Source organism: Streptomyces sp. (assembly GCF_031181555.1).
Taxonomy (GTDB): Bacteria; Actinomycetota; Actinomycetes; order Streptomycetales; family Streptomycetaceae; genus Streptomyces; species Streptomyces fimbriatus.
The window spans coordinates 19,018-42,017 of record NZ_JAPSKQ010000044.1; the positions used below are offsets into that span (position 1 = coordinate 19,018).

The following is a 23,000-nucleotide window of genomic DNA, read 5'->3' on the forward strand; positions in this document are numbered from 1 at the left end:
CTGCCATGACCTCATCCGCACCCGCGCATCCCCCGCTAGGAGGACCACCCATGCCGCACCCGTGGCAAGCCTCGTTCATCAGCGCCGCCGCCCCTTCCGCCGAGGGCGACCCGGCACCGTACTTCCGGCGGGAGTTCGAGGTGGCCGAGGGGCTTCGGCGCGCCGTACTCCGCGTCACCGCCCTGGGCATCGTCGAGCCGTACGTCAACGGTGTCCGGGTCGGCGACGAGATGCTCGCACCCGGCTGGACGAGCTACCACCACCGTCTGATGGTCTCGGACCACGACGTGACCGGCCTGCTGGCGCCCGGAGCGAACGCGTTCGGCGCCATCGTCGGCGAGGGCTGGGCCGTAGGGTCACTCACCTGGGAGAACCGGCGGCACAACTACGCCGACCGACCGGCTCTGTGCGCCCAGCTGGAACTCCACTTCGACGACCGCGTCGAGGTCGTCGGCACCGACGAGTCCTTCCGTGTCGGCACGGGAGCCGTGCGCGCGAACGGCATCTACGCCGGCGAGACGTACGACGCCCGTCTTGAGCCGGACGGCTGGAACCGGTCCGGCTTCGACGACTCCGGCTGGGCCCGTGCCGTGCCCTTCGACTGGAACCCCGAGACGCTGCAGACGCCGACCGCACCGCCGATCCGGCGCATCGAGGAACTCGCGCCGAAGGCCGTTCTCGAGAGCCCGGACGGACGCACGATCGTCGACTTCGGGCAGAACATCTCCGGATGGGTCCGCATCACCGTCGAAGGGGAGCCGGGACGCACCGTCATCCTGCGCCACGCCGAGGTGCTGACCCCCGCCGGAGAGCTGGAGACCGAGACGAACCGCACGGCCGCGGCGACCGACCGGTACACCCTGCGCGGCGGGGGCGAGGAGACCTGGGAGCCGCGTTTCACCTTCCACGGGTTCCGCTACGCCGAGATCGACGGGTGGCCCGGTGAGGTCTCCCCCGAGTCGGTGCACGCCGTCGTCGTCCACAGCGACATGGTCCGCACCGGCTGGTTCGAGTCCTCCCACCCGTTGGTGAACAAGCTGCACGAGAACACCGTCTGGTCCATGCGGGACAACTTCGTCGGTGTCCCCACCGACTGCCCGCAGCGGGACGAGCGCCTCGGCTGGACCGGGGACCTCAACGCCTTCGCCCCCACCGCCGCCTTCCTCTACGACGTGCGGGACCTCCTCGGCTCCTGGCTGCGGGACCTGGCCGCGGAGCAGGAGGAGACGGGTGACGTCCCCATGGTCGTGCCCGACGTCCTGCGGACCGGATCCACGCCGACCGCCCTGTGGGGCGACGTCGCGATCAGCCTGCCCTGGCTGCTGTACCAGGAGTACGGCGACCCCGGCATCCTGCGCGCCGCCTACGCCTCCATGACCGCGTTCATGCGCAAGGTCGAGCTGATGCTCGACGAGCACGGGCTGTGGAGCAGGGGCTTTCAGTTCGGGGACTGGCTCGATCCGGACGCGCCCGCCGACAACCCCGCCGGTGGCAAGACGGACCCCCATCTCGTCGCCTCCGCCTACCTGTGCAGGACCACCCGCGAACTCGCGCGGGCTGCCGAGGTCCTCGGTGAGACCGAGGACGCCGAGCACTACACCCGGCTCGCCGAGCGCGTGCGCACGGCCTTCCGCCGGGAGTACGTGTCGCAGGCAGGCCGCGTCGTGAACGAGTCCGCGACCGCGTACGCCCTGGCGATCATGTTCGGCATCCTCGACGACGACCAGTTGGCGACCGCGGGCGAGCGCCTCGCCACGCTGGTGCGCAAGTCGGGCTTCACCATCGCGACCGGGTTCGCGGGCACCCCGCTGATCACCGACGCGCTGACCGCCACCGGCCATCTCTCCGAGGCATACGACCTGCTGCTCCAGGAGAAGGCACCGTCGTTCCTCTACCCGGTGACCATGGGAGCGACCACCATCTGGGAGCGCTGGGACTCCGTCCTCCCGGACGGCACGCTCAACTCCACCGGCATGACCTCGCTCAACCACTACGCGCTCGGCGCCGTGGCGGACTGGCTGCACCGGGTCGTGGGCGGGCTGGAACGCGCCGAGCCCGGCTGGCGCCGCATCCGCATCTCCCCGAAGCCGGGCGGCGGTCTCGACTCCGCGTGGGCGGCGCACGACACCGTCCTGGGCCGTGCGGAGGTCGCCTGGCGTCTCGACGCGGGTGAGATGCACGTCGACGTCACCGTGCCGGAGGGCGCCACCGCGACCGTGGAACTGCCCCTGCACCCGGACCGTCTCGTGGAACACGTGGAGGGCGGGGAGTACTCCTGGCACTACCCCGCCTCCGGCGGGAGCGGCCCCGACGACATCACCATGGACACGCCCCTGCGGGAGATCCAGCGCGACGCCGCGGTCTGGGCCGCCGTGCTGGACGTCATGCGCAAGCACTTCCCCGGCGTCCCCATCGAAGCCGCCGGGGACCATCTGGCGGACATGTCGCTCGCGACGGTTGCGGCTCGTCTACCCGAAGGAGCCGACGCGCTCAAGCGCGATCTGAAGGCCGCGCTCGGGCAGTTGTCGGCCACCGACGCGGGGCGGCAGGCGTGAGGGGCAAGGCCGTACGGGCGGTGCGCGCTCTCAGCGAGGGCATCGTTTTCCACGACGACCACGTGCCGGGCCGTCACGGCTCCATCCCGGTCAGGCGTTACGTCGCCGACGGCCCGTCGGCGGGAACGCTGGTATGGCTGCACGGCGGAGGGTTCTCGGCCGGTGGCCTCGACCAGCACGAGTCCCATGCCGTGGGCGCCGCCCTCGCCCGCAACGGGATCGAGGTCGTCGCGGTCGACTACCGCCGGGTGCCCCGATGGAACCCGTTCCGTGATCCGCCCCCGGGCCGGCTGCCGGGCATCCGGTTTCCCGTGCCGCTCGACGACGTCGTCGACGCCTTCGACGCCGTGTCGTCCGGGCGGGGCCCTGTCCTGCTCGGCGGCGCGAGCGCCGGCGCCTGCCTCACGGCGGCCGCCGCGCTCCGCATGCACGCCGAGGAGCACGCGATGCCCGCCGGTCTCGTCCTCGTGTACGGCACCTTCCACGCGGCGCTCCCGCCGCTCCCCGAGGAACTACGGAGCCGGGTGCGAGGCCGACACGGACTCGTCCAGTTCCGTCCGCACGTGGTGCGGCGGATGAACCACAACTACGCGGGGTCCGACGAGGCCATGGCGCTCCCGTTCGCCTTCCCCGGCGGTCACGATCTCCCGCCGCTGCCGCCGACCTTCATGGTCGACGCCGACCGCGACACCCTGCGGGCTTCCGGCGGAGCCTTCGCCCGAGAGCTCTCGGCCGCCGGCACCCGCGTCGACCACCACGTCGTACCGGAGGCCACCCACGGGTTCCTGGACCGTCCGCACCGGCCGTATTTCGGCATGGGCATCACCGTCATCAGCAGGTGGATCACCTCGGCAGCACGAGGGGGTGACGAACCAGGCGAACCCCTGAGCGCGTGACCGGTGAGTCGATGATCAGCCGGAGGGACGGATCGGGCCGGGCGGGACCGCCTGCCGTTCCACCCCTCCGGCAGGGCGTGGAACGTATCATCGACGCACCCGTCGCGAACTGCGGCGGAGGGGCTGCCGCGGCCGGCACCGCGTCATGCCGACCGCTGAAACGGGCTGGAGACGATGACGCACCCTCGGAAGCGGAGCACCAGCGCCGATGTGGCCCGGGTGGCGGGTGTCTCGCGCACCACCGTCAGCTACGTGCTCAACAACCGGCCCGGGGAAGTGATCCCCGAGGAGACGCGTCGGCGTGTCCTGGAAGCCGCCGAGCGCCTCCAGTACCGTGCGAACTCCTCGGCCCGTACGCTGGCGGCGGGCCGAAGCGACATCGTCCTGCTGTCCATCCCCGATCTGCCCATCGGTCCCAGCATCAGCCGCTTCGTGGAAGAGCTGACCTCCTCTCTCGCCGAGCACGGTCTGACGCTGGTCACCCACCTGATGGCGGGGCAGAGCCGAAGCCTGCCCGACGTGTGCGCCGCTGTGGGCGCTTCCGCCGTCCTCGGTTTCGAGGCGTTCGACGACGACATCGTCCAGGCGATGCAACGGCTCGGAGTCACCGTCGTGTCGCCCACTGCCGAGAGCGTCTTCCCCTCGATGGCTCCGCTGGGGCGTCTCCAGGCCGAGCACGTGATCACCCGCGGGCATCGTCGGATCGGTTACCTCCTGCCGGCACAGGTCAGGTTCCGGAGCATGGCCGAGGACCGGCTGCAGGGTGTGATCTCCGCCTGTGCGGACGCAGGCGTGGCACAGCCCGTCGCCCTGGCCGCCGATCTGGAGATCGACGATCTCGTCCGGCCGCTGAGGCGCTGGCGCGACGCATCGGTCACGGCGGTCTGCGCCTTCAACGACGAACACGCCATAGCGCTCCTTGCGGCCATGCGCCACATCGGGCTGAGCGCTCCCGAGGACCTCGCCGTCATCGGGGCCGACGACATTCCGATGGCGCGCTTCGCGGCACCCGCCCTGTCCACGGTGTACTTCGACCTGCAGGAAGCGGGGCGGTACCGGGCCGAAGCGGTGCTGGCCGGCCTTCGCGGAGGACGTCAGGATTCCCCCTCCCCCGCCGCCGGCCTGCGGCTGGTGCATCGATCCTCTACATAGCCACCCGGCATCCCTCATCCCGTTATCCAGCCGTTACCAGTAGACGTCTTGCTGGCACCACGCCACTGCTGTTTGCTACTGACGCGCGCCACTGACGCGCGTCAGCACCCAACGCAGCAGATGCCGCACCGCTTCTCGCGGACCAGCACCGCATTCCCCGCGACCGCCTGCAACCACCCCGAGGCCTACCCCCGCCCAACTCCTTCAGCGCATGCATTGAATCGTTTCAACACGACATCCCGTGCACCCTCCCCGTACGGAAAGGCGAACCATGTCCTCCACCGAAATCGTCTCGGATACGAGACCCGAGGAGAGCGGCTTCTCCACCCGTCACGCACTCGCTCTCGTTGCGTTGCTGTGGACCGTGGCGCTCAACCCGATCACGGGTCTGCTCGCCGGCAACGCGCAGGCGGAGGTGGCGATCCACTTCCGCACCACGCAGATCGCGTGGTTCACCCTGGGCGCCGCTCTGATCGGCACCTTCCTGACGCCTTTCGCCATGAAGGCCGCGGCCATGTACGGCAAGAAGCGGGTGCTGGTCACCATCACCGTCCTCGGACTCGTAGGTGACGTCATCGCGGCACTGGCGACCAACTACGAGACGCTGCTGGTCGGACGCGTCTTCGCCGGCGTCTACGGTCCCTCGGCGTTCATCGCCTACGCCATGGCGCGTGATGTGTTCCCCAAGCGCCTGGTCGGTACGGCCAGTGGCGTGCTCGCGGCCAGTGTGGGTCTGGTCGGGCTGGGCGGCCCCTTCCTGTCGGCCTGGCTGCTCGACAGCAATGGATTCCGCGCCGCCTTGTGGTTCATCGCCTGCTCGGCCGCCGCGTGCTTGCTGCTGCAGCTCTTCTGCATCCCCGAGAGTCCGGTACGGGAGTCGGACCACCGTATGGACTGGATCGGCGGCCTGCTACTGGGGGGCGGCCTGACCGCTGTCGTCTACGCCATCGGCGAGGGTTCACACTGGGGCTGGACCAATGGCAAGACTCTCACCTGGATCGGGCTGGGTGTGCTGGCGGTGCTCGTCTTCATCCCCTACGAGGCGAAGGTGGCCCATCCGCTCGTCCCGCTCTCGCTGGTCAGGAGGCGTCGTGTGTGGACCGTCTTCCTGGCCACCTCGGTCGCGGCGGGTGCGACCTACGCGGTGGGCACGGTCACCATGATCCTCACCCTCATGCCCGAAATCCCCGGTGTGTCCGACGGGTTGGGCTGGTCGGTCACCAAGAGCGCCGTGGTCAGCGCTCCGATCAGTGTCCTGGTCATCGTGATCGCCGTTCTGGCGGGCAAGCTCGCCCGCCGGTTCGACACCAGGATCCTGCTGGCGATCGGCGGCGCGCTCGTCACGGCCGGTTACGCTGTCGGATCCCAACTGCACCACAACGAGTGGCAGTTCATTGTGATGGGCCTGATCAGCGGCCCCGGTATGGGTCTGGTCGTTTCCATCATGCCGATCATGGTGATCCAGTCGGTGGCTCCCGAGGAGCAGGCCCTCGCCAACGGCTCGCAGTGGCTCGTGCAGGGCGTGATGCAGGTGGTCATCACCCAGCTCGTCTTCACGACGATGGCCCGGGACGGTGCCGTCGCGCACGGCACGCAGTTCTATCTCGACGCCGGCTTCACCAACGCGTTCCTGCTGGTGGCCGGCGCCTGTGCGGTCGGAACGCTTCTGGTGGCGGCCATTCCCAAGGCTCGCCCGGTCGACGCCGTCGAGGCGGGGCAGGCGGCCTGACACCCGTTCCCGGACCGGCTTCCGGGAAGCCAATCCGGTTCCCCGGTGGTGTGTACAGAGCCGGTCGGTCGGTACACACCACCGGGAGCCCACGGCCCGGGTCCGGTGGCCCCGGTGCCGCGGCGTCTCACCCCAGCTGAGTCGAGTAGGACACTTCCTCGACCACGACCTGGCCGTGGACCGGTTCGACGCCGAGCATCCGGCCGGTGAATCCTCCGGCCACCTCCGTGGAGAGGTAGCGCCCGTCGAGGGTGGCCAGGACGTCACAGGTACCGTCGTCACCCACCACCGCGAGTTCCACGAGGTCGGGCTCGTCGGGTGCGCCGAACTGCGCGGGGCGGTCGGAGTCCCGGACCGTGATGCGCAGGGTGACGTTCCTCCCGGCGCAGCGGGACCTCCGTGCGACCGGGCTGACGGCGGGTCCGATGGCGGCCGTCGCCTCGACGCCGTCCGCGTCGGCGGTCAGCCCGTACCAGTGGTCGCCGTCGATCCGGAGCAGGAAACGGCCGGTTCCGCCGGACGTGTCCAGTCGTGCCTGTGCGGTCCACCGGGTGTCCCTGGCACGCGTCAGAAGCAGCGCCGGCGACTCCTGCTGCGACGGCCGTTCGAGCACCAGGCGGCCTCGGTCCTCCCAGCGGGCGAAGGTGGCGGGAGCGGTGCCGGGCGCGACCCAGCGCGGATCCAGTTCGGACGTCTCGAACCGGTCGGTGAAGGCGTGGTCCCGTGGTCGCGCGGCGAACCGCTGCTCGTCCACGACCGGCCAGCCGTCCACCCAGTCCACGCCGGCAAGGAAGGTTTCGCGCCCGTTGACATGGAATTTGGGGGTCCTTCCGCGCGGTCGCACGCCCAGGTACACCATGGCCCAGGATCCGTCGGCCAGTTCCACGAGGTCGCCGTGCCCGGTGTTCTGCACCGGGTGGTCCGTGCTGCGGTGGGTGAGGATCGGGTTGTGGGGAGCCGCCTCGAAGGGGCCGTCAAGGGTACGGGCGCGGGCGACGGTGACGGCGTGGCCTCGCTCGGTGCCGCCTTCGGCGAGCAGGAGGTACCACCACTCCCCCACGCGGTAGAGATGCGGTCCTTCCGGGGCGGCGAGACCGGTGCCGTTCCACAGCAGGCGCGGCTCCGCAAGCATCGCGCCGGCCGTGGGATCGATCGGCACGCTCGCGATGCCGTGCAGGCAGGGCTGGAAGGAAGCCCAGGTGAGGTGGCATACGCCTGTCTCGTCCCAGGTCAGATCGGGGTCGATGCCGATCGTGCCCGCCACGTGCACCGGATCCGTCCACGGCCCTTCCGGCCGCTCGGCCGACACGATCAGGTGTCCCCGGCGTATCTCGGAGATGTTCGTCGTCACCAGCCAGAACCTGCCGTCGTGGTGACGGAGTGTCGGCGCGTAGATGCCCGAACTGGCGGTTCCTGCGTGCGGCGTGAGCTGACTCGGACGGGTCAGCGCGTTGCCGATGTGCGTCCAGGTGAGCAGATCGGTGCTGTGGTGGATCGGAACGCCCGGTACGTACTCGAAGCTGGAGTTGGCGAGGTAGTACGCGTCGCCGACGCGGCAGACCGAGGGGTCGGGGTGGAATCCCGCGATGACGGGTGTCGTCATGATGTCTGTCTCCTCAAGGTGCGGGCCGTCGGGCGTCGGCCCGGTCGAGCGGGGCATGAGGGGCGCCGGGGTCGAAACCGCCGGAACGCCGCGAGGACCGGCGGGTCGATCCTCGCGCGCGGGGAGGTGCTGTCGATGGCGGCATCGGTCACGCAAGGCGGATCGCCGTGTGGACGCAAGATGTCGGTCCAGCCACAGGGACGGGCAGTGGCGCGGTTCAGGCGGCAGACCGGCCGTCGGCGGGCGGGAACACCACCCCGTTGACGAAGGAGGCTGCGTCGGAGGCAGGAAGGTGAGGGCGGGCCGCGCGTCCGATGTACGGTGCCGCACCGGTCACCACGACGCTGTGTCCTACTGGATCGGTACTCATCCAGATCTCCCTGTTTCGGCCCTGCAGGTGGGTTGAGTCGGGCGGAATTGGCACTACTGACGCGTGTCAGTAGCCAAGACGAAGTCGGAGGTCGTTCACAAGGGGCCGCTTCATCAAGATCGGGTAACGGCCGGTACCGCTGGGGAAGGGGCGAGAACCGAAGAACAGCACAGTTCACGGGGAGACGACCGTGACTCTCGGCGGACAGCTGTGGTCGGCGATCCGCCGTACCGCCTCCACCGTCGGCACGGCGGGCGGGGCAGCGAGACCACGGGAGGAGTACCGGGCGAGCAGCAGTATCCCTCGGGCGGTCAGCACGGCGCCCGTGATGGCCAGTACTGTCCCCAGGGCCCCGCCCGAGAACCGTTCGCCGAGAAGCGCCACGCCGATGACGGCCGCCCAGAGCGGGTTGGCGAGGGTGAGAATCGCCAGGGAAGTTCCGAGTCCGCCCGTGTACGCGGACTGCGACAGCAGCACGCCCACCACCGCGAGGCCGATCGCCGCCAGCGCCATCACGAACGTCTGCCACGTGAGCAGCCGGCCGGTGTGCAGCACGGTCTGGGTGAGGGCGGAACCGGTGCCGGAGACGATCCCGGAGGCGGTGGCGAACACGGGCGCGCGCAGACCCGGATGACGGACGGACACGGCAAGGGCGGCGACGAGCAGGGCGATCGCCGCGACGGCGAGGGATCCCGTGGTGGCGAGAGTGCCGCCCGCCCCGGTGGTCGACATGAGCGGGAGCAGCAGGGCGAAACCGGCGGCGGTCAGGCAGACGCCCTTCCACTCCGCGGGGCCGACGCCCCGGCCGGCGGCGCGGGCACCGATCGGGACCGCGACGACGATGGTGAGGGCGCCGAGACACTGCACCAGACTCAGCGGTCCGTAGGCGAGGGCGGCGACGTGCAGGACTGCGCCGAGACCGTTGGCGCAGACCGACACCCACCAGACGCCGTCGGTCAGCATGGCTCGCAGACCGGCCCCGGCGGCTCTCTCGGCCACCCGGTGCTGCACCGCGGCCGCGGTCGCGTAGGCGACGACGGACGCGAGGGCGAGGGCTACGGCAGCCGGGATGTTCGTCACGACAACTCTCCAGTCACGAGGTCTGCGGTCTCGCACACGCCGGTGATGCGATGTGACGAGAGAAGGGGCCGCCCCAGCCGGAACACGTGCCGTCCGGGTGAGGAAGTGGGAGGACGCCCCGGTCTCCAGACTTCCGTCGCGGGAGCACCATGACGAGGCGGTGCGCCCCCGGGTCCGAGGTGTAGAGGGCTACACCCGGCCACCGCCGCTCCGCACCGGGGGATTCGTCCCGGCATGCCGCCGAGGAAGCCGAGCAGTGTCGCCGGAGCCGCCGGAACGGCTCGGGCCCGGCGGCGAGCGGAAGATTCGCTCGGCCGCCGGGCCCGGTCCCCGCCGTTCCCCGTCCCCACGGTCACGGCGGATGTGGGGCCGCCACCGCTGGAGCGGCCCCGGTCAGTCGATGGGTGCGCAGAAGGCCTCCCACCGGGTCGTGGTTCTCTATCCGCGGTATGCGGGCTCGTTCTCGTACTGGTGGGACGGTGTGTGCGCCGTGGTGCGGGTGAGGGCTTCACCTTCGATGTCGATGTCGGGCAGGAGACGGTCCAGCCGGCGCGGCAGGCGCCAGGCGCGGTCGCCCAGCAGGGCGAGAACGGCGGGAACGACGGCCATGCGGACCACGAAGGCGTCGAAGAGGACCGCGACGGCCAGGCCGAAGCCGATCATCTTGATCATGGACTCGGCGGAGCCGATGAAGCCGGAGAACACCGCGATCATGATCAGCGCGGCGGCCACCACGACCCGGGAGCTGGAGCGGAAGCCGGAGACGATGGCCTGAGCGGGCCGCTCACCGTGGACGTAGGCCTCGCGGATGCGGGAGACGAGGAAGACCTCGTAGTCCATGGCGAGTCCGAAGACGATGCCCACCAGGAAGATCGGCATCATGCTCATGATCGGACCGGTCTGTTCCACGCCGAGCAGTTCGGCGCCGTATCCGTGCTGGAAGACCAGGACCACCGCGCCGAGGGCGGCCAGTACGGAGAGCAGATAGCCGAGGGCGGCCTTGAGGGGCACCAGGAGGGAGCGGAAGACCACCATCAGCAGCACGATGGCCAGGCCGACCACGACGATCAGGTAGGGCACGAGCGCGGACTGGAACTTCTGGGCGAAGTCGATGTTCGCCGCGGTGCTGCCGGTGATCTCGTAGGTGGCGCCGACCTGCTGCTCCACGGCCGGACGGTCGCTGCGGATGGCCTTGACGAGGTCGATCGTCTCGGCGTCGGTGGGAGCGGTGGAGGGGGTGGCGGAGAGGATGGCCGCGTCGCGGGCCTGGTTGAACTGGGCCGGGGAAACGGACACGATGCCGTCGGTGGCGGCTATCTCCTCGGAGATGGTCGCGACGGCCGCCTCGGGGTCATCGCTGTTCTTGGTGTCGACGACGACGGTCAACGGGCCGTTGAAGCCGGGGCCGAAGCCCTCGGCGAGGGCGTCGTAGGCGCGCCGTTCGGTGGTGGTGGTGGGCTTGGCCTCGTCGCCGGGCATGCCCAGCTGCAGGCCGGTCGCCGGGATGGCCAGCGCGCCCAGGCCGATCACACCGAGCAGCAGCACGAGCACCGGGCGGCGCACCACGAGGCTGGCCCAGCGGCTGCCCATGTTGTCGGCGGTCTGGCTGCGGCCGGAGGTGGTGATCTCGCCGCCCCGCTTGGCCGCCTTGCGGTCGCGGCGGGCGAGGACGGCCTTGGGCCAGAAGCCGAGCAGGGCCGGCACGAGGGTGAGGCAGATCAGGACGGCGATGACAACCGCGCCGGCGGCACTCAGGCCCATCTTGGTCAACATCGGGATGCCCACCACCGACAGCCCGGCCAGGGCGATGACGACGGTCAGGCCGGCGAAGACCACGGCCGATCCGGCGGTGCCCACGGCGAGCCCGGCCGCCTCCCGCGGGTCACGGCCCTTGGCGCGCTCTTCGCGGTAGCGGGAGACGACGAACAGGGCATAGTCGATGCCGCACGCCAGGCCGAGCATGGAGGCGAGCGTGCCGGTGGTCAGGGAGAGACCGAAGGTGCTGCCCAGGGCGATGATGCCGGTCATGCTGATGCCGACGCCGATGATCGCGGTCAGCAGCGGCAGTCCGGCAGCGGCCATGGAGCCGAAGGTGATCACCAGGACCACCGCGGCCACCAGCAGGCCCATCGCCTCGGCCGATCCGCCGGCCGCGGGCTGCGTCGCCAGGGCGTCGCCGCCGACCTCGACGGTCAGGCCGGTGTCCCTGGCCTGGTCGACGGCCTTCTGAAGGTGTTCCTTGCTCGCGTCGGTGAGATCCGCCGCCTTCACCTCGAAGGTGACGGTGGAGTACGCGATGGAGGCGTCCTCGCTGACCGCCTTCGCCTGGAACGGGTCGACCGCCCGGACCACCTGCGAACCCTCGCCGGCCTCGCCGACCAGTTCCTCGATGGCCGCCTTGTTCTCCGTGGCGGTGACCTTCTCCCCGTCGGGGGCGACGAACACGAGCCGGGCGCTCGCACCCTCGGCGCCCGAATCCGGGAAGCGCTCGTCCATCAGGTCGAACGCCTTCTGCGACTCAAGGCCCGGCATGGCGAACCCGTCGTCGGGGGCGGCGGGTGCCTTGGCCGCGGCGAAGCCCACGGCGGCCAGCACGCCCACCCACAGGAACGTGACAAGCCAGCGCCGTCGGAAGGCCATACGACCGACGTTGTACAGAAAAGTTGCCATGGCGGGGAGAACGCCTCCACATCAGCGGTACGGAGCAAGAGACAGGGCCGGCACTCGCGTCCGCCGCGGCGGACGCCGAGGCGGCGTGCCCTGTGTGCTCTCCACGATCCCGTCCGGCGGGCGCCGCGACGAGGGAGTGATCTCCCGAACCGATGGTGTAGCCCGCTACACCATCGGGCGAGGGCGTCAAACGGCCGAGCGCGGGTCCTTCAGATACGTGAGGACGGCCAGCACCCTGCGGTGCCCGCTGTCGCTGGGCGGCAGACCGAGTTTGAGGAAGACGTTGCCGATGTGCTTGCTCACCGAGCGTTCCGTCACGACCAGGGTTTTGGCGATGGTGGTGTTGTCGTGCCCCTCCGCCATCAGCTTCAGCACCTCGCGTTCACGAGGGGTCAGCGAGTCCAGCGGTGAGTCGCGGCGGCGGGTGAGCAGCTCGGTGACGACCTCGGGGTCCAGGGCCGTGCCTCCGGCGGCGACCCGTTCCAGGGCGTCGAGGAACTCGTCCACTCTTCCCACTCGGTCCTTGAGCAGGTACCCGACTCCGCTGCTGCCGCCGCTCAGCAGCTCGGCGGCGTAGGACTCCTCGACGTACTGCGAGAGCACCAGTACCGGCAGGCCCGGGATCCGCTCACGGGCGGCGAGGGCCGCGCGCAGCCCCTCGTCCCGGAATCCGGGCGGCATGCGCACATCGAGCACGGCGACGTCCGGGCGGTGTTCCAGCAGGGCCGGCAAGACTTCCGGCCCCGTTCCGGCGACGGCCACCACCTCGTGTCCGGACGAGGTGAGCAGGAGGACCAGACCTTCACGCAGAAGCGCGTTGTCTTCGGCGATCACCACACGCAAGGGAGCTCCACGGCAACGACTGTCGGTCCTCCTTCGGGACTGATCACCGTCACCGTACCGTCCAGCGCGGCCACCCGGCGACGGATGCCGATCAGCCCTGAGCCACCGGTCTCGTCCGCGCCGCCCGTGCCTTCGTCCCGCACGGTCACCCGCAGACCGGTGCGCAGCCGTTCGAGCCGGACGGTGGCGCGTGGGGAGCCACTGTACTTGGCGGCGTTGGTCAGGGCCTCCGCCACGGCGAAGTACGCTGCCGCCTCGACCGCCGCGGGGGGCCGGGGACCGTCGTCGGCCAGACCGTCGGTGGCGACGGCCACGTCCAGTCCGCTGCCGGCCGCCAAGGCTCGCACCGCTCCGGCCAGGCCCCGGTCCGAGAGGATCGGGGGGTGGATGTTCCGTACGACCTGGCGCAGTTCGGTCAGGGCCTGCTCCGCCTGTTCCTGCGCGTCGTCGAGGAGCTTGCGCGCGGTCTCGGGCTGATGGTCGTAGGCACGCCGGGCGAGCCCGAGCCGCATGGACAGGGACACCAGATGTGCCTGTGCGCCGTCGTGCAGGTCGCGTTCGATGCGGCGCAGTTCCGCGCCGTGTGCGGCGATGGCGTCTGCCCTGGTCTCGGTCAGTTCGTCGACCCGGGCCGCCAGCACCGCCTGCGGGGAGGGCCTGAGCAGGGCGGCCGACCAGCCGGCCTCCAGGTCCGCCAGGCGGCTGATCAGCGGCAGTACGACCGGTCGGCGCCGCAGCAGCCCGCTCCACACTCCGTCGACGACCAGACCGAGCAGCCACAGGGGGACCGTGAGCAGCCCTATCCAGCCGTAGACGTAGAAGGCCGCCATCCACAGCAGGTCGGAGCGGGTGCCGGGGTCTCGCACCGAGGTACGCAGACGTTCCCGCAGGCGGCCGGTGATCGGCTGGTACGCCTGCGGGATCTCGCTGCCCGTCCACGAAGCGACCAGATGCCGTTTGGCACCGGCGATCCGGCGAATCAGCAACACCGTTTCCGGGAACAGCCAGGCGCCGATCACGATCAGCGTGCCGGCGGCTGCGATCAGGAGCACGCAGACAAACAGGCACATCCCGAAGACCATCACGACCGATCTGCCCAGTTGAAGGGTCGCCCGAGCGGCCTGGCCCATCGTTTTCCACATATCGCTCACATTAGGCGGACCGGCGACCGCGAGCGGGAGAGCACAGCACCCCACGGTGGTGTAGCGGGCTACACCACCGCTCCTCCCTCCGCGCCCAACGGGCGCAAGGTGCCGGTCGAAGAACAGCCGACAACGGTCGTCCACAGGATCCGCACCGAACCGGTTCCACCTGTGAGGGCTCAGTCCTTGGACATCGCGAGTGCCGCCTCCGCCTTCTTGCGGTAGTTCGCCAGCTTCTCCGTCGGGGCGACGGCCGCCTGCTTGCTGCGGGGCTTCACGGACACGTCGTGGCCCTCGGCGGCCCTGCGGAGCGCGCCCACCGTGGCCTGCTCGCGCGGGATGTGCGCGAAGGGGTCGAAGGAGTACCAGCGCATCGCGTTCTCGTGGGTCATCTTGTGGATCTCGTCGTCCGGCACGTCGTTCGCCGTGAGCACCCGGTGCAGTTCCTCCGGTGCGTCGGGCCACATGGAATCGCTGTGCGGATAGTCCGCCTCCCAGCAGATGTTGTCGACGCCGATGTCGTGGCGCAGCTTCACGCCGACGGGGTCGGAGATGAAACAGGTGAGGAAGTGCTCGCGGAAGACCTCGGACGGCAGCTTGCCGCCGAAGTCCTGGAGGGTCCAGGTGGCGTGCATCTCGAAGGTGCGGTCGATGCGGTCCAGGAAGTACGGGATCCAGCCGGTGCCGCCCTCGGACAGAGCGATCTTGATGTGGGGGTACTCCTTGAGCACGCGCGACCAGACCAGGTCGGCAGCGGCCTGGACCAGGTTGATCGGCTGGAGGGTGATCATCACGTCCGGCGGGGCGTCGGGGGCCGTGATGGCGAGGCGACCCGAGGATCCGATGTGCAGGTTCATCACCGTGCCGCAGTCGGTCAGTGCCCGCCATACCGGGTCCCAGTACTCGGAGTGGAAGCTCGGGTAGCCGAGCGGCACCGGGTTCTCGGGGAAGGTCAGCGAGTGGCAGCCCTTCTCGGCGACCCGCCGGATCTCCTGGGCGCACAACTCGGCGTCCCAGATCGCCGGGAGCGCCATCGGGATGAACCTGCCGGGGTGGGCGCCGCACCACTCGTCGATGTGCCAGTCGTTGTAGGCGCGCACCAGGGCCAGGGAGAAGTCGGAGTCCTCGGTGGCGAACAGCCGGGCGGAGAAGCCCGGGAAGGAGGGGAAGTTCATCTGGGCCAAAACACCGCCGGCGTTCATGTCGGCGACCCGTTCGTCGACGTCGTAGCAGCCGGGCCTGATCTCGTCCAGGCCCTGCGGCTCCATGCCGTACTCCTCCTTGGGACGCCCGGCGACCGCGTTGAGCGCGACGTTGCCGACCGAGTTGTCCCGGAACTGCCAGACGTCGGTGCCGTCCTCTCGGCGGACCAGACGGGGGGCGTCCTTCTTGTAGCGGTCCGGCAGGTGGTTCACGAAGATGTCGGGCGGCTCGATGATGTGGTCGTCGACGCTGATGAGAATCATGTCGTCGCGGTCCATGGGGTTCCTCCTCGGGGCTCGGTCTCGGATCAGTCGGAGGCGGGCAGCGCTTTGGGCGCCTTGATGGTCAGCGGTTCGCCTGCGTAGGCGAGATGGCCGGAGCCGGAGGCGGTGCAGAGGAGTTCGAGGGTGTCGGCGGCGTCGACGTACCGCTTGCCGATGAGGGTGCCCGGCGTACCGTCGACCTGCGACGGGGCGGGGGCCTCGGCGGCGGGGACCATCGGGCTGCCGCCGCACTCGATCGGGCCCGCCGCCTGCTGCGGGGCCCTGATGACGATCACCCGTGTGGTGTCGGTGGCCGAGGCGAGCTGGTCACCGGGGCGCGGGGTCGGTGCGGGGGACGCCATTGCGCGGATCTCCTTCCGGGAGCGATGTCGTGGGGGGCGTGGTGGTGAGCCGCTCACCCAGCAGCTCCAGGTCGTAGGACTGGCGGGCCAGCCAGAAGCGCAGGAAGCCGGTGAGCGAGTAGCGCAGGAAGAGCGCCGCGCCCACCACCGCGGCGGCAATCCCGCCGAGGCCGACGGCGAGGGCGTCGCCCTGGGCCAGTGAGTTGTCGGTGCCGTGGGCGAGGGGGAAGGCCACCGCGCCGAGGACGAGTCCCACGGCCATCAGGACTCCGCCCAGGCGGAGCCACAGGGCGGCGCGTGCGACGGCGGGGTCCGGGATCTTCAGCTCGGCGAGTTCGCGGACGAAGCGTTCCGCGCGTGGCTCCGGGGCGGGGCTGGACGTCATGGGGCGCTCCCCAGGTAGTAGGAGGAGAGTTCTGCGTGCAGGGAACCATCGGGGTGTCCCTGCCACGGGATCCGGCCGCGGACGAGGACGGCGGCACGGTCGGCGATCTTCAGGACGGCGGCGGCGAACTGCTCGACGACCAGGACCGCGACCCCCTCCCGGGCGATGTCCGCGACCCGCTCGTACAGGTCCGCCACGACCAGCGGGGCCAGCCCCATGGAGAGTTCGTCGAGCAGCAGGACGGCGGGATCGGTGGTGAGTCCGCGGGCGAGGGCGAGCATCTGCTGTTCTCCGCCGGAGAGGGTGCCGGCGGCCTGTGCGCGCCGGTCGCCGAGCACGGGGAAGCGGGCGTAGGCGGCGTCCTCGACCTCCTCCCGGGTGCGGCCGGTGAAGGTCATCATCCAGAGGTTGTCCCGCACCGAGAGGTTGGGGAAGACCCCACGGCCCTCGGGGATGAGGCAGACGCCGGCCCGGGCCAGCTCCCCGGCACGGGCCCCGCAGACGTCCCGGCCGCCGAGGAGGAGCCGGCCGCCGCTGATCGGGTGGACTCCCGCGGCGGCCTTCAGGGTCGTGGTCTTGCCCGCTCCGTTGGGGCCCAGGAGTGCCACGACCTGACCGGCGCCGACCTCGAGGTCCACGCCGTGCAGGACGGTGATCCCGTCGTACGCGGCGCGCACGCCGCTCAGTTCGAGGAGCGGGCCCCCGGTGGCTCCCATGGTCATTCCTCCCCCAGGTAGGCCGCGAGCACCGTCTTGTCGTGGCGGATCCGCGCGGGCGGTCCGCTGGCGACGACGGTGCCGAGGTCGAGGACGTGGACCTCGTCGCAGACGGTCATGACCAGGCTCATGTCGTGCTCGACGAGGAGTACGGCGGTGCCCTCACCGGCGAGGGAGCGGAGCAGATCGGCGAACCGCCCGGTCTCCTCGGCGTCCTGTCCCGCGGCGGGTTCGTCGAGGAGCAGGACCTTCGGTTCCAGGACGAGCGCGCGGGCGACCTCGACGAGCCGGGCCACGCCGGTGGGCAGGGCGTCGGCGGGCGCGTCGCCCCGGTCCGTCAGACCCAGGCGGGCCAGCACCCGGTCCGCGGCATGGGCCGCGTGCCGTCGCCCGGGGCCGAGCTCGGCGGCGACCAGGAGGTTGTCGCGCACGGTGAGGCGGCCGAACAGCTCCAGGTGCTGGAAGGTGCGGGAGAGTCCGCGTCGGGCCCGGCGGGCCGGGTCCTCCCGGGTGACGTCGTGTCCGTCGAGCAGGACCCGGCCGGTCAGCGGCCGGCGCAGTCCGGAGACGACGTCGAACAGGGTGCTCTTGCCCGCTCCGTTCGGTCCGATGAGCCCGGTGACGCGGCCGGCCTCCGCGGTCAGGGACACCGTGTCCAGGGCGCGGCGGCCCCCGAAGGAGACGCTCACCTCCTCAACTCGCAGCAGTGGCACGACTCAGCACCTCCCCGTCCTCGGGTCCGAAGGGGCGGCGGACGCCCCACCACTCCACCGGCACGTCGTGGTCCGTGGCCCGGCGCGCGGACGCGCGGGCGTTGAGCGCCAGAGCGGCCACGAGGGCCGCGACGAGCAGCAGGCCGCCGTGCACCGCGCCGGTGGCGGCGAGCAGCCAGCACAGGGCGAGCACACCGAGCAGTACGGGGAACAGGGTCCGGTCGCGGGCGAGTCTCGCCCATTCGGCGTGCATCCGGGGGACGACTCCGGCGGGACTGTGGGCGAGGCCCATCCCGGCGAGTGCGATGAGCAGCGCGGTCAGGTCGTGCGCCCAGGAGCCGAGGTCCGCGAGCAGCTGGGTCGGGACGACGAAGGCGATCCCCGCGAACAGGCCGGTTCCCACGGCTCCGAGCCCTCCGACGACCGCGATGAGGAAGATCGGCAGACCGGCGACGAGGTTGAACTGCTCGGCGGTGACGGTCTGCAGCTGCATCCCGTAGAGGGCGCCGCCGAGGCCCGCGAGGCCGGCCGACAGGGCGAAGACCGCGACCTTGGCGCCGAGCAGGCGTCCCCCGAGGGTGACGAAGGCGGCCTCGCTGTCGCGCAGGGCGATCAGCCGGCGGCCGAAGCGGCCACGGCGCAGCGCGGCCACGGCGAGCGACGCGAGCGCGAGGAACACGGCGGCGAGGAGCAGCAGTTGGGTTGGTGAGGTGAGGTGACGGCCGAACAGGTCGGGACCGGTGACCGGCACGGACCCCTGATCGAACAGGGCGATGCGCACACCGAACACGTCGACCGCCGGGAGGGTGAAGATCCAGCGGTCGAGGATCACGGCGAAGGCGGCGGTTCCGAGCGCCAGGTAGACGCCGGACAGGCGCAGCGCGGGCAGGGCGACGACCGCTCCTACGGCCGCCGCGACCAGCACGGCGACGGGCAGCGCCCACAACTCGCCCCGCGCACCGAGGTGGCCCCACACCACCGCGCCGATCCCGGCGATGGACAGCTGGCACAGCGAGATCTGCCCGGTGAACCCTGCGAGCGGCACGTAGGACAGGGCGATGATGCCCAGGGAGAAGACCGTGCCGTAGGAGACGACCGCCTCGTCGGTCAGTACGGTGGCCAGGACCAGTGCGAGGAGCAGGACGCTGCCGGCGAAGACGAGGCTGCCGCGTGCGGTGGGCAGCGGTACGCGGACCAGACGGCGGTCGCGGCCGAGGAGCCTGCGGTGCGGGAAGACGAGCAGCGCCAGGAGGAGCAGCAGGGCGGGTGCGGCCAGCCGCAGGCCGGGCAGGTAGTCGTTCTGCGGCAGGTAGCCGGCGAGGTAGGCCTCCAGCAGGCCGACGACGACCGCGCCCAGGAAGGTGAGCGGCAGGCTGCGCAGTCGGCCGAAGACGGCGGCGGTGTAGGCGCTGACGATGAGCAGGGAGAGCTGCTGGGCGTCGAGCGCGACGGCGGGCGCGATGAGGATGCCGCCGACGGCGGCGAGCTGGATGCCGAGCATCCAGGCGAGACGGCCGGCCCGCAGCGGGTCGGCGCCGGTCAGCCCGGCGAGGGTGCGGTCGTCGACCGAGGCGCGCATCTCCGTGCCGGCCCGGGTGCGGTGGAGCAGGAACCACAGTGCCGCGGCGACGGCGACCGCGACGGCCATGGTGACGGCCTGGTGCCAGGTGACGGAGGCCGGGCCGAGGCGGATCGCGGGCCGGTCGGCGAGGAACGGGGCAAGTGGCCGGGGGCTGTTGGGATCCCAGACCCAGCGGGCGAGCGCGATGCACCCGGTGAGCAGGGCCACTGTCATGACGAGTCGTTCGGCCTCGCCGAGGGCCTGGACCGGGCGCATCAGCACGCGTTCCACGAACAGGCCGAAGGCGGGCGCGAGGACGAGCAGCACGGTGGCGAGGGCGAGCGGTACCGGCCACCCCCAGCCGACGGCGAGCTGCCAGTAGGAGAAGGCTGCGAGCATGCCGGCCGCGCCGTGGGCGAAGTTGAAGACGCCCGCCGTGGTGTGGGTGAGTACCAGGCCGCTGCCGATCACGGCGTAGATCGCGGCGGTGCTCAGGCCCACCACCGTGAAGGCCAGGAATTGATCCATGGCTTGGAAACTAGCTTCTCTCTATTGGAGAATCAACCATTCGTACATGATACTCATCAGCGAGAATCTCATTCTCTTCCCGTGTGGACAACGAGAGAGGCAGCCCCTTGAGCCCTACCGACGACCTGGTGGAGATCGAACAACTCCTCGCCCGCTACGCGGTCGCCATGACCCGCGGCGACGTGGACAGGGTGCTCGGCGTGTTCACCGCGGACGGCAGCTACAGCGCGTTCGGCGACACCTACCCGCTCGACGAGTTCCCCGCGTTGATCGCCGCGGCGCCCAAGGGCCTGTTCCTCGTGGGCACGCCGGTGATCGAGCTGGACGGCGACACCGCCACCGGCACCCAGCCCCTGTGCTTCGTCGAGCACTCCGAGCACGCGATGCGCATCGGCTACTACAACGACACCTACGTACGGACGGCCGGGGGATGGCGGCTGCGCACCCGCGCGATGACCTTCATCCGGCGCAGCGGCGACCACGACTCCGGCCGCCCGCACGCCTTCGAGCGCACCCGCTCATGAGAACCGCGGAATTCAGGCGGGAGCTGCGGGCCTGGCTCGACGGCCACGATCTGGCTCCGGGCGACGACCACGGCCTCGATGCCCAGGTGGCACAACTCGCCCGAGTCCGCCGGGCGTTGTGGGAAGCGGACTGGATGCGGTACGGCTGGCCCCGCGAGGTCGGGGGACTCGGCGGGCCCGGCGTCCTGCGGGCGGTGCTCGGCGAGGAGGTCGCCTCACGCGACCTGGCCGAGCCCGGCATCTGGTCGATGGTCGAGGTCCTGGTCCCCACCCTGATCGACTACGCGCCGCCCGCGCTGGCCGCCGAGATGGTGCCCCGGCTGTTGAGCGGCCGCGAACAGTGGTGCCAGGGCTTCTCCGAGCCGGGCTCGGGCAGTGACCTGGCCTCGTTGTCCACGCGGGCGGTGCGCGACAACGGGGGAGACTGGGTGGTGTCCGGGCAGAAGGTGTGGACGAGCCTCGCCCAGTACGCCGCCCGCTGCGTCCTGCTGGCCCGCACCGGCGGGCCGGGCCACGACGGCATCAGTGCCTTCTTCGTGGACATGGACTCCCCCGGCATCACCGTACGGCCGCTGCGCACGATGCACGGCGTCGACGAGTTCGCCGAGGTCTTCCTCGACGAGGTACGCGTCCCCGGCGAGCGCCTGCTCGGCGCACCGGGCGACGGCTGGAAGCTGGCCATGGACCTGCTGCCGCACGAGCGCTCCACCTGCTTCTGGCACCGGATCGCCCACCTGCACAGCCGCCTGGACCGGCTGCTGGCGGACGGCTGCGAGCCGGACGCCGGTGCCCTCGGCGCGGCCTGGCTCGATCTGCACACCGCGCGCTGCCGCTCGGCGCTCACCCAGCGGGCGCTGGCCGAGGGCGGCCGGCTGGGGCCGGAGACGTCCGTGGACAAGATCCTCCTCGCCACCGCCGAGCAACGGCTCTTCGACACCGCGCGCGACCTGCTGCCCGGCACCGTCGAACTGACGGACGAGGGGGCATGGCGCACGGAGTACCTCTACTCGCGTGCGGCGACCATCTACGGCGGCACCGCGGAGATCCAGCGCAACATCGCCGCCCGCCGTCTGCTGGATCTCGGGAAGGAGTGACCGCTCGTGGACGCCGAAGAGCGCGAGCTGCTGGAACAGACCCTGCGCAAGACGATGTCGGGCGCCTCGGGCCCTGTCCTCGACGCCTCGCTCGCCGACCTCGGCTGGGCCGAGATGCTGGCCGAGGAGCCCGGCACGGCGATCCCGCTGGTGTTCCGCCTGCTCGGCGAGACGGGGGCGCACGCGTCCGTCCTCAACGACATCGTCCTGCGCGAGACCGGAGGCCCGCCGGGGCGGACACCGGCGCTGCCGTACACGGGCGGTCTCTGGGTGGAGTGGGCCCGGGACGGCAGCGCGGACGACTGTCCGCTGGACCCCTCGCTCCCGCTGCGGCGCGTCGCCGCGGGCGGTGCCGTGCCGTTGGCCGAAGGACGCCGGGCGCTGGGCTGGTGGCTGCTCGGGACCGGGCGGGCGATGCTCGCGCTGGCCCGCCGGCACGTCCTGGACCGGCACCAGTTCGGGCGTCCGCTGGCCTCCTTCCAGGCACTGCGGCACCGCCTGGCCGAGGCGTACGTGGGTCTGGAGGGCGCCGAAGCGGTCCTGACGGCCACCGGAGACGACGACACCTGTGCCCTCCTCGCCAAGGCGGCGGCCGGCCGGGCCGCCCTCACCGCCGCCCGGCACTGCCAGCAGGCACTCGGCGGTATCGGCTTCACCGCCGAACACGATCTGCACCGACACGTCAAACGCGCCCTCGTCCTCGACGGACTGCTCGGCTCCGCCCGCGACCTCACACGCGAGGCGGGGTCGCTGCTCCTGCGCGAGGGCCGTACTCCACGTCTCGTCGACCTGTGAGGAGAGCCGCGTGACCACCGACCTCTGGCCCGACCTGCTCGGCTGCCTCGATCTGACGGCCGTGGACGAGCACACCTACGAGGGCCGCTCCCAGCGGCTGGAGTACCGCCGGCTGTTCGGCGGGCAACTGCTGGCCCAGTTCGCACGTGCGGCGTCCCGGTCCGTGACCGGCAGGGAACTCAAGTCCCTGCACACCCAGTTCCTGCGCGAGGGCCGCACCGGCGAACCGGTGGTCTACGAGACCGACGTACCACAGCAGGGCCGCACGTTCGCGACCGTGCGGCTCGTCGCACGGCAGCGGCACGGGGTGATCGCGGTGGCCAACGCGAGCCTCCACGGCTGGGAGGAGGGGCCGGAGCGCCAGACGACCGACCCGCCCGCGGCACTTCCCGGCCCGGAGCACCGGGTGGATCTCGGCCTGCTGCCGTGGGAGTCGCGGGCGGCGGCCGACCTCGACACCGAGAAGGCCGAGCCCCCCGTCCACGAGCTGTGGACCCGCATCCCCGAGGCGCCCCGCGCCGCCGCGCCCGCTCTCCTCGCGTACGCCACCGACCTCACGCCGATCGGCACCGCGCTGCGGCCGGTGCCGAGGGTGACGCAGGCGGACTCCGGCACGGTCTTCGTCTCGGCCGTCACCTCGCACACCGTGTGGTTCCACCGGCCGTTCGGCACCGGGCAGTGGCTGCTGCTGCGCCAGCACAGTCCGCTGGCCGCGCACGGACGGTGCTTCGGACGCGGCGACGTACTGACGGAGGAGGGGGTGCTGCTCGCGTCCTTCGCGCAGGAGGCGTTGCTGCGGTTCGTCTGACCGCGCAC

Annotated in this window: 19 protein-coding genes; 8 read left to right on the forward strand and 11 right to left on the reverse strand. The window is 71.1% G+C overall.

All coding sequences use genetic code 11. The features are described 5' to 3' along the window. Window positions 1-50 precede the first annotated feature (50 nt). From RIM90_RS12145 to RIM90_RS12160, 4 genes are all read left to right on the forward strand, one after another. Window positions 51-2,555: a glycoside hydrolase family 78 protein gene (locus tag RIM90_RS12145; protein WP_309060664.1), complete on the forward strand. Its 2,505-nt coding sequence runs from the start codon at window positions 51-53 to the stop codon at window positions 2,553-2,555. Continuing rightward, the gene (locus RIM90_RS12150; RefSeq protein WP_309060665.1) at window positions 2,552-3,451 is read left to right on the forward strand and encodes an alpha/beta hydrolase fold domain-containing protein; all 900 of its coding nucleotides are present in this window, start codon (window positions 2,552-2,554) and stop codon (window positions 3,449-3,451) included. Before RIM90_RS12145 ends, RIM90_RS12150 begins: the two co-directional genes overlap by 4 nt. Before the next feature lie 210 nt (window positions 3,452-3,661). Then, window positions 3,662-4,603, forward strand: coding sequence for a LacI family DNA-binding transcriptional regulator (locus RIM90_RS12155; RefSeq protein ID WP_309060666.1), 942 nt, complete (start codon window positions 3,662-3,664; stop codon window positions 4,601-4,603). A gap of 271 nt (window positions 4,604-4,874) precedes the next feature. Further along, complete coding sequence (locus RIM90_RS12160; protein WP_309060667.1) at window positions 4,875-6,332, forward strand: MFS transporter; 1,458 nt, start codon at window positions 4,875-4,877, stop codon at window positions 6,330-6,332. A gap of 127 nt (window positions 6,333-6,459) precedes the next feature. On the opposite strand, the gene RIM90_RS12165 is transcribed toward RIM90_RS12160, so the two are convergent. The 11 genes from RIM90_RS12165 to RIM90_RS12215 all read right to left on the reverse strand — a co-directional run bounded on the left by RIM90_RS12165 (window position 6,460) and on the right by RIM90_RS12215 (window position 19,771). Beyond that, window positions 6,460-7,935 carry a family 43 glycosylhydrolase gene (locus RIM90_RS12165; RefSeq protein WP_309060668.1) on the reverse strand — a complete coding sequence of 492 codons (1,476 nt, stop codon included), beginning with the start codon at window positions 7,933-7,935 and terminating at the stop codon, window positions 6,460-6,462. Window positions 7,936-8,479: 544 nt separating this feature from the next. Next, the gene (locus RIM90_RS12170) at window positions 8,480-9,385 is read right to left on the reverse strand and encodes a DMT family transporter (RefSeq protein WP_309060669.1); all 906 of its coding nucleotides are present in this window, start codon (window positions 9,383-9,385) and stop codon (window positions 8,480-8,482) included. A gap of 438 nt (window positions 9,386-9,823) precedes the next feature. Further along, entirely contained in the window at window positions 9,824-12,055 is a 2,232-nt protein-coding gene (locus RIM90_RS12175; protein ID WP_309060670.1) for an MMPL family transporter, read from the reverse strand. A 186-nt stretch (window positions 12,056-12,241) separates the two neighbouring features. Further along, window positions 12,242-12,898, reverse strand: a complete 657-nt coding sequence (locus RIM90_RS12180) for a response regulator transcription factor (RefSeq protein ID WP_309060671.1) — start codon at window positions 12,896-12,898, stop codon at window positions 12,242-12,244. Next, window positions 12,886-14,040, reverse strand: coding sequence for a histidine kinase (locus tag RIM90_RS12185; RefSeq protein WP_309060672.1), 1,155 nt, complete (start codon window positions 14,038-14,040; stop codon window positions 12,886-12,888). The genes RIM90_RS12180 and RIM90_RS12185 overlap by 13 nt, the downstream gene beginning before the upstream one ends. A gap of 179 nt (window positions 14,041-14,219) precedes the next feature. After that, window positions 14,220-15,521, reverse strand: coding sequence for an amidohydrolase family protein (locus tag RIM90_RS12190; RefSeq protein WP_309060673.1), 1,302 nt, complete (start codon window positions 15,519-15,521; stop codon window positions 14,220-14,222). 29 nt (window positions 15,522-15,550) lie between these two features. Then, window positions 15,551-15,868, reverse strand: coding sequence for a hypothetical protein (locus tag RIM90_RS12195; RefSeq protein ID WP_309060674.1), 318 nt, complete (start codon window positions 15,866-15,868; stop codon window positions 15,551-15,553). Continuing rightward, complete coding sequence (locus RIM90_RS12200; RefSeq protein ID WP_309060675.1) at window positions 15,834-16,253, reverse strand: hypothetical protein; 420 nt, start codon at window positions 16,251-16,253, stop codon at window positions 15,834-15,836. Before RIM90_RS12200 ends, RIM90_RS12195 begins: the two co-directional genes overlap by 35 nt. Next, complete coding sequence (locus RIM90_RS12205) at window positions 16,250-16,969, reverse strand: ABC transporter ATP-binding protein (protein ID WP_309060676.1); 720 nt, start codon at window positions 16,967-16,969, stop codon at window positions 16,250-16,252. The genes RIM90_RS12200 and RIM90_RS12205 overlap by 4 nt, the downstream gene beginning before the upstream one ends. Window positions 16,970-16,971: 2 nt before the next feature. Beyond that, window positions 16,972-17,682, reverse strand: coding sequence for an ABC transporter ATP-binding protein (locus RIM90_RS12210; protein WP_309060677.1), 711 nt, complete (start codon window positions 17,680-17,682; stop codon window positions 16,972-16,974). After that, complete coding sequence (locus RIM90_RS12215; protein ID WP_309060678.1) at window positions 17,663-19,771, reverse strand: ABC transporter permease; 2,109 nt, start codon at window positions 19,769-19,771, stop codon at window positions 17,663-17,665. The genes RIM90_RS12210 and RIM90_RS12215 overlap by 20 nt, the downstream gene beginning before the upstream one ends. Before the next feature lie 107 nt (window positions 19,772-19,878). On the opposite strand from RIM90_RS12215, the gene RIM90_RS12220 reads away from it, so the two are divergent. From RIM90_RS12220 to RIM90_RS12235, 4 genes are read left to right on the forward strand one after another with little or no spacing between them, the layout of a single operon-like run. Next, complete coding sequence (locus tag RIM90_RS12220; RefSeq protein WP_309060679.1) at window positions 19,879-20,295, forward strand: nuclear transport factor 2 family protein; 417 nt, start codon at window positions 19,879-19,881, stop codon at window positions 20,293-20,295. Then, window positions 20,292-21,389 (forward strand): acyl-CoA dehydrogenase family protein, encoded by a 1,098-nt coding sequence (locus RIM90_RS12225; protein ID WP_309060680.1) that lies wholly within the window; start codon window positions 20,292-20,294, stop codon window positions 21,387-21,389. The genes RIM90_RS12220 and RIM90_RS12225 overlap by 4 nt, the downstream gene beginning before the upstream one ends. A 6-nt stretch (window positions 21,390-21,395) precedes the next feature. Next, entirely contained in the window at window positions 21,396-22,184 is a 789-nt protein-coding gene (locus RIM90_RS12230) for an acyl-CoA dehydrogenase family protein (protein ID WP_309060681.1), read from the forward strand. Between the two features lie 10 nt (window positions 22,185-22,194). After that, on the forward strand, window positions 22,195-22,992 hold the full coding sequence (locus tag RIM90_RS12235; RefSeq protein WP_309060682.1) for an acyl-CoA thioesterase domain-containing protein: 798 nt from the start codon (window positions 22,195-22,197) through the stop codon (window positions 22,990-22,992). The last annotated feature ends 8 nt before the right edge of the window (window positions 22,993-23,000 follow it).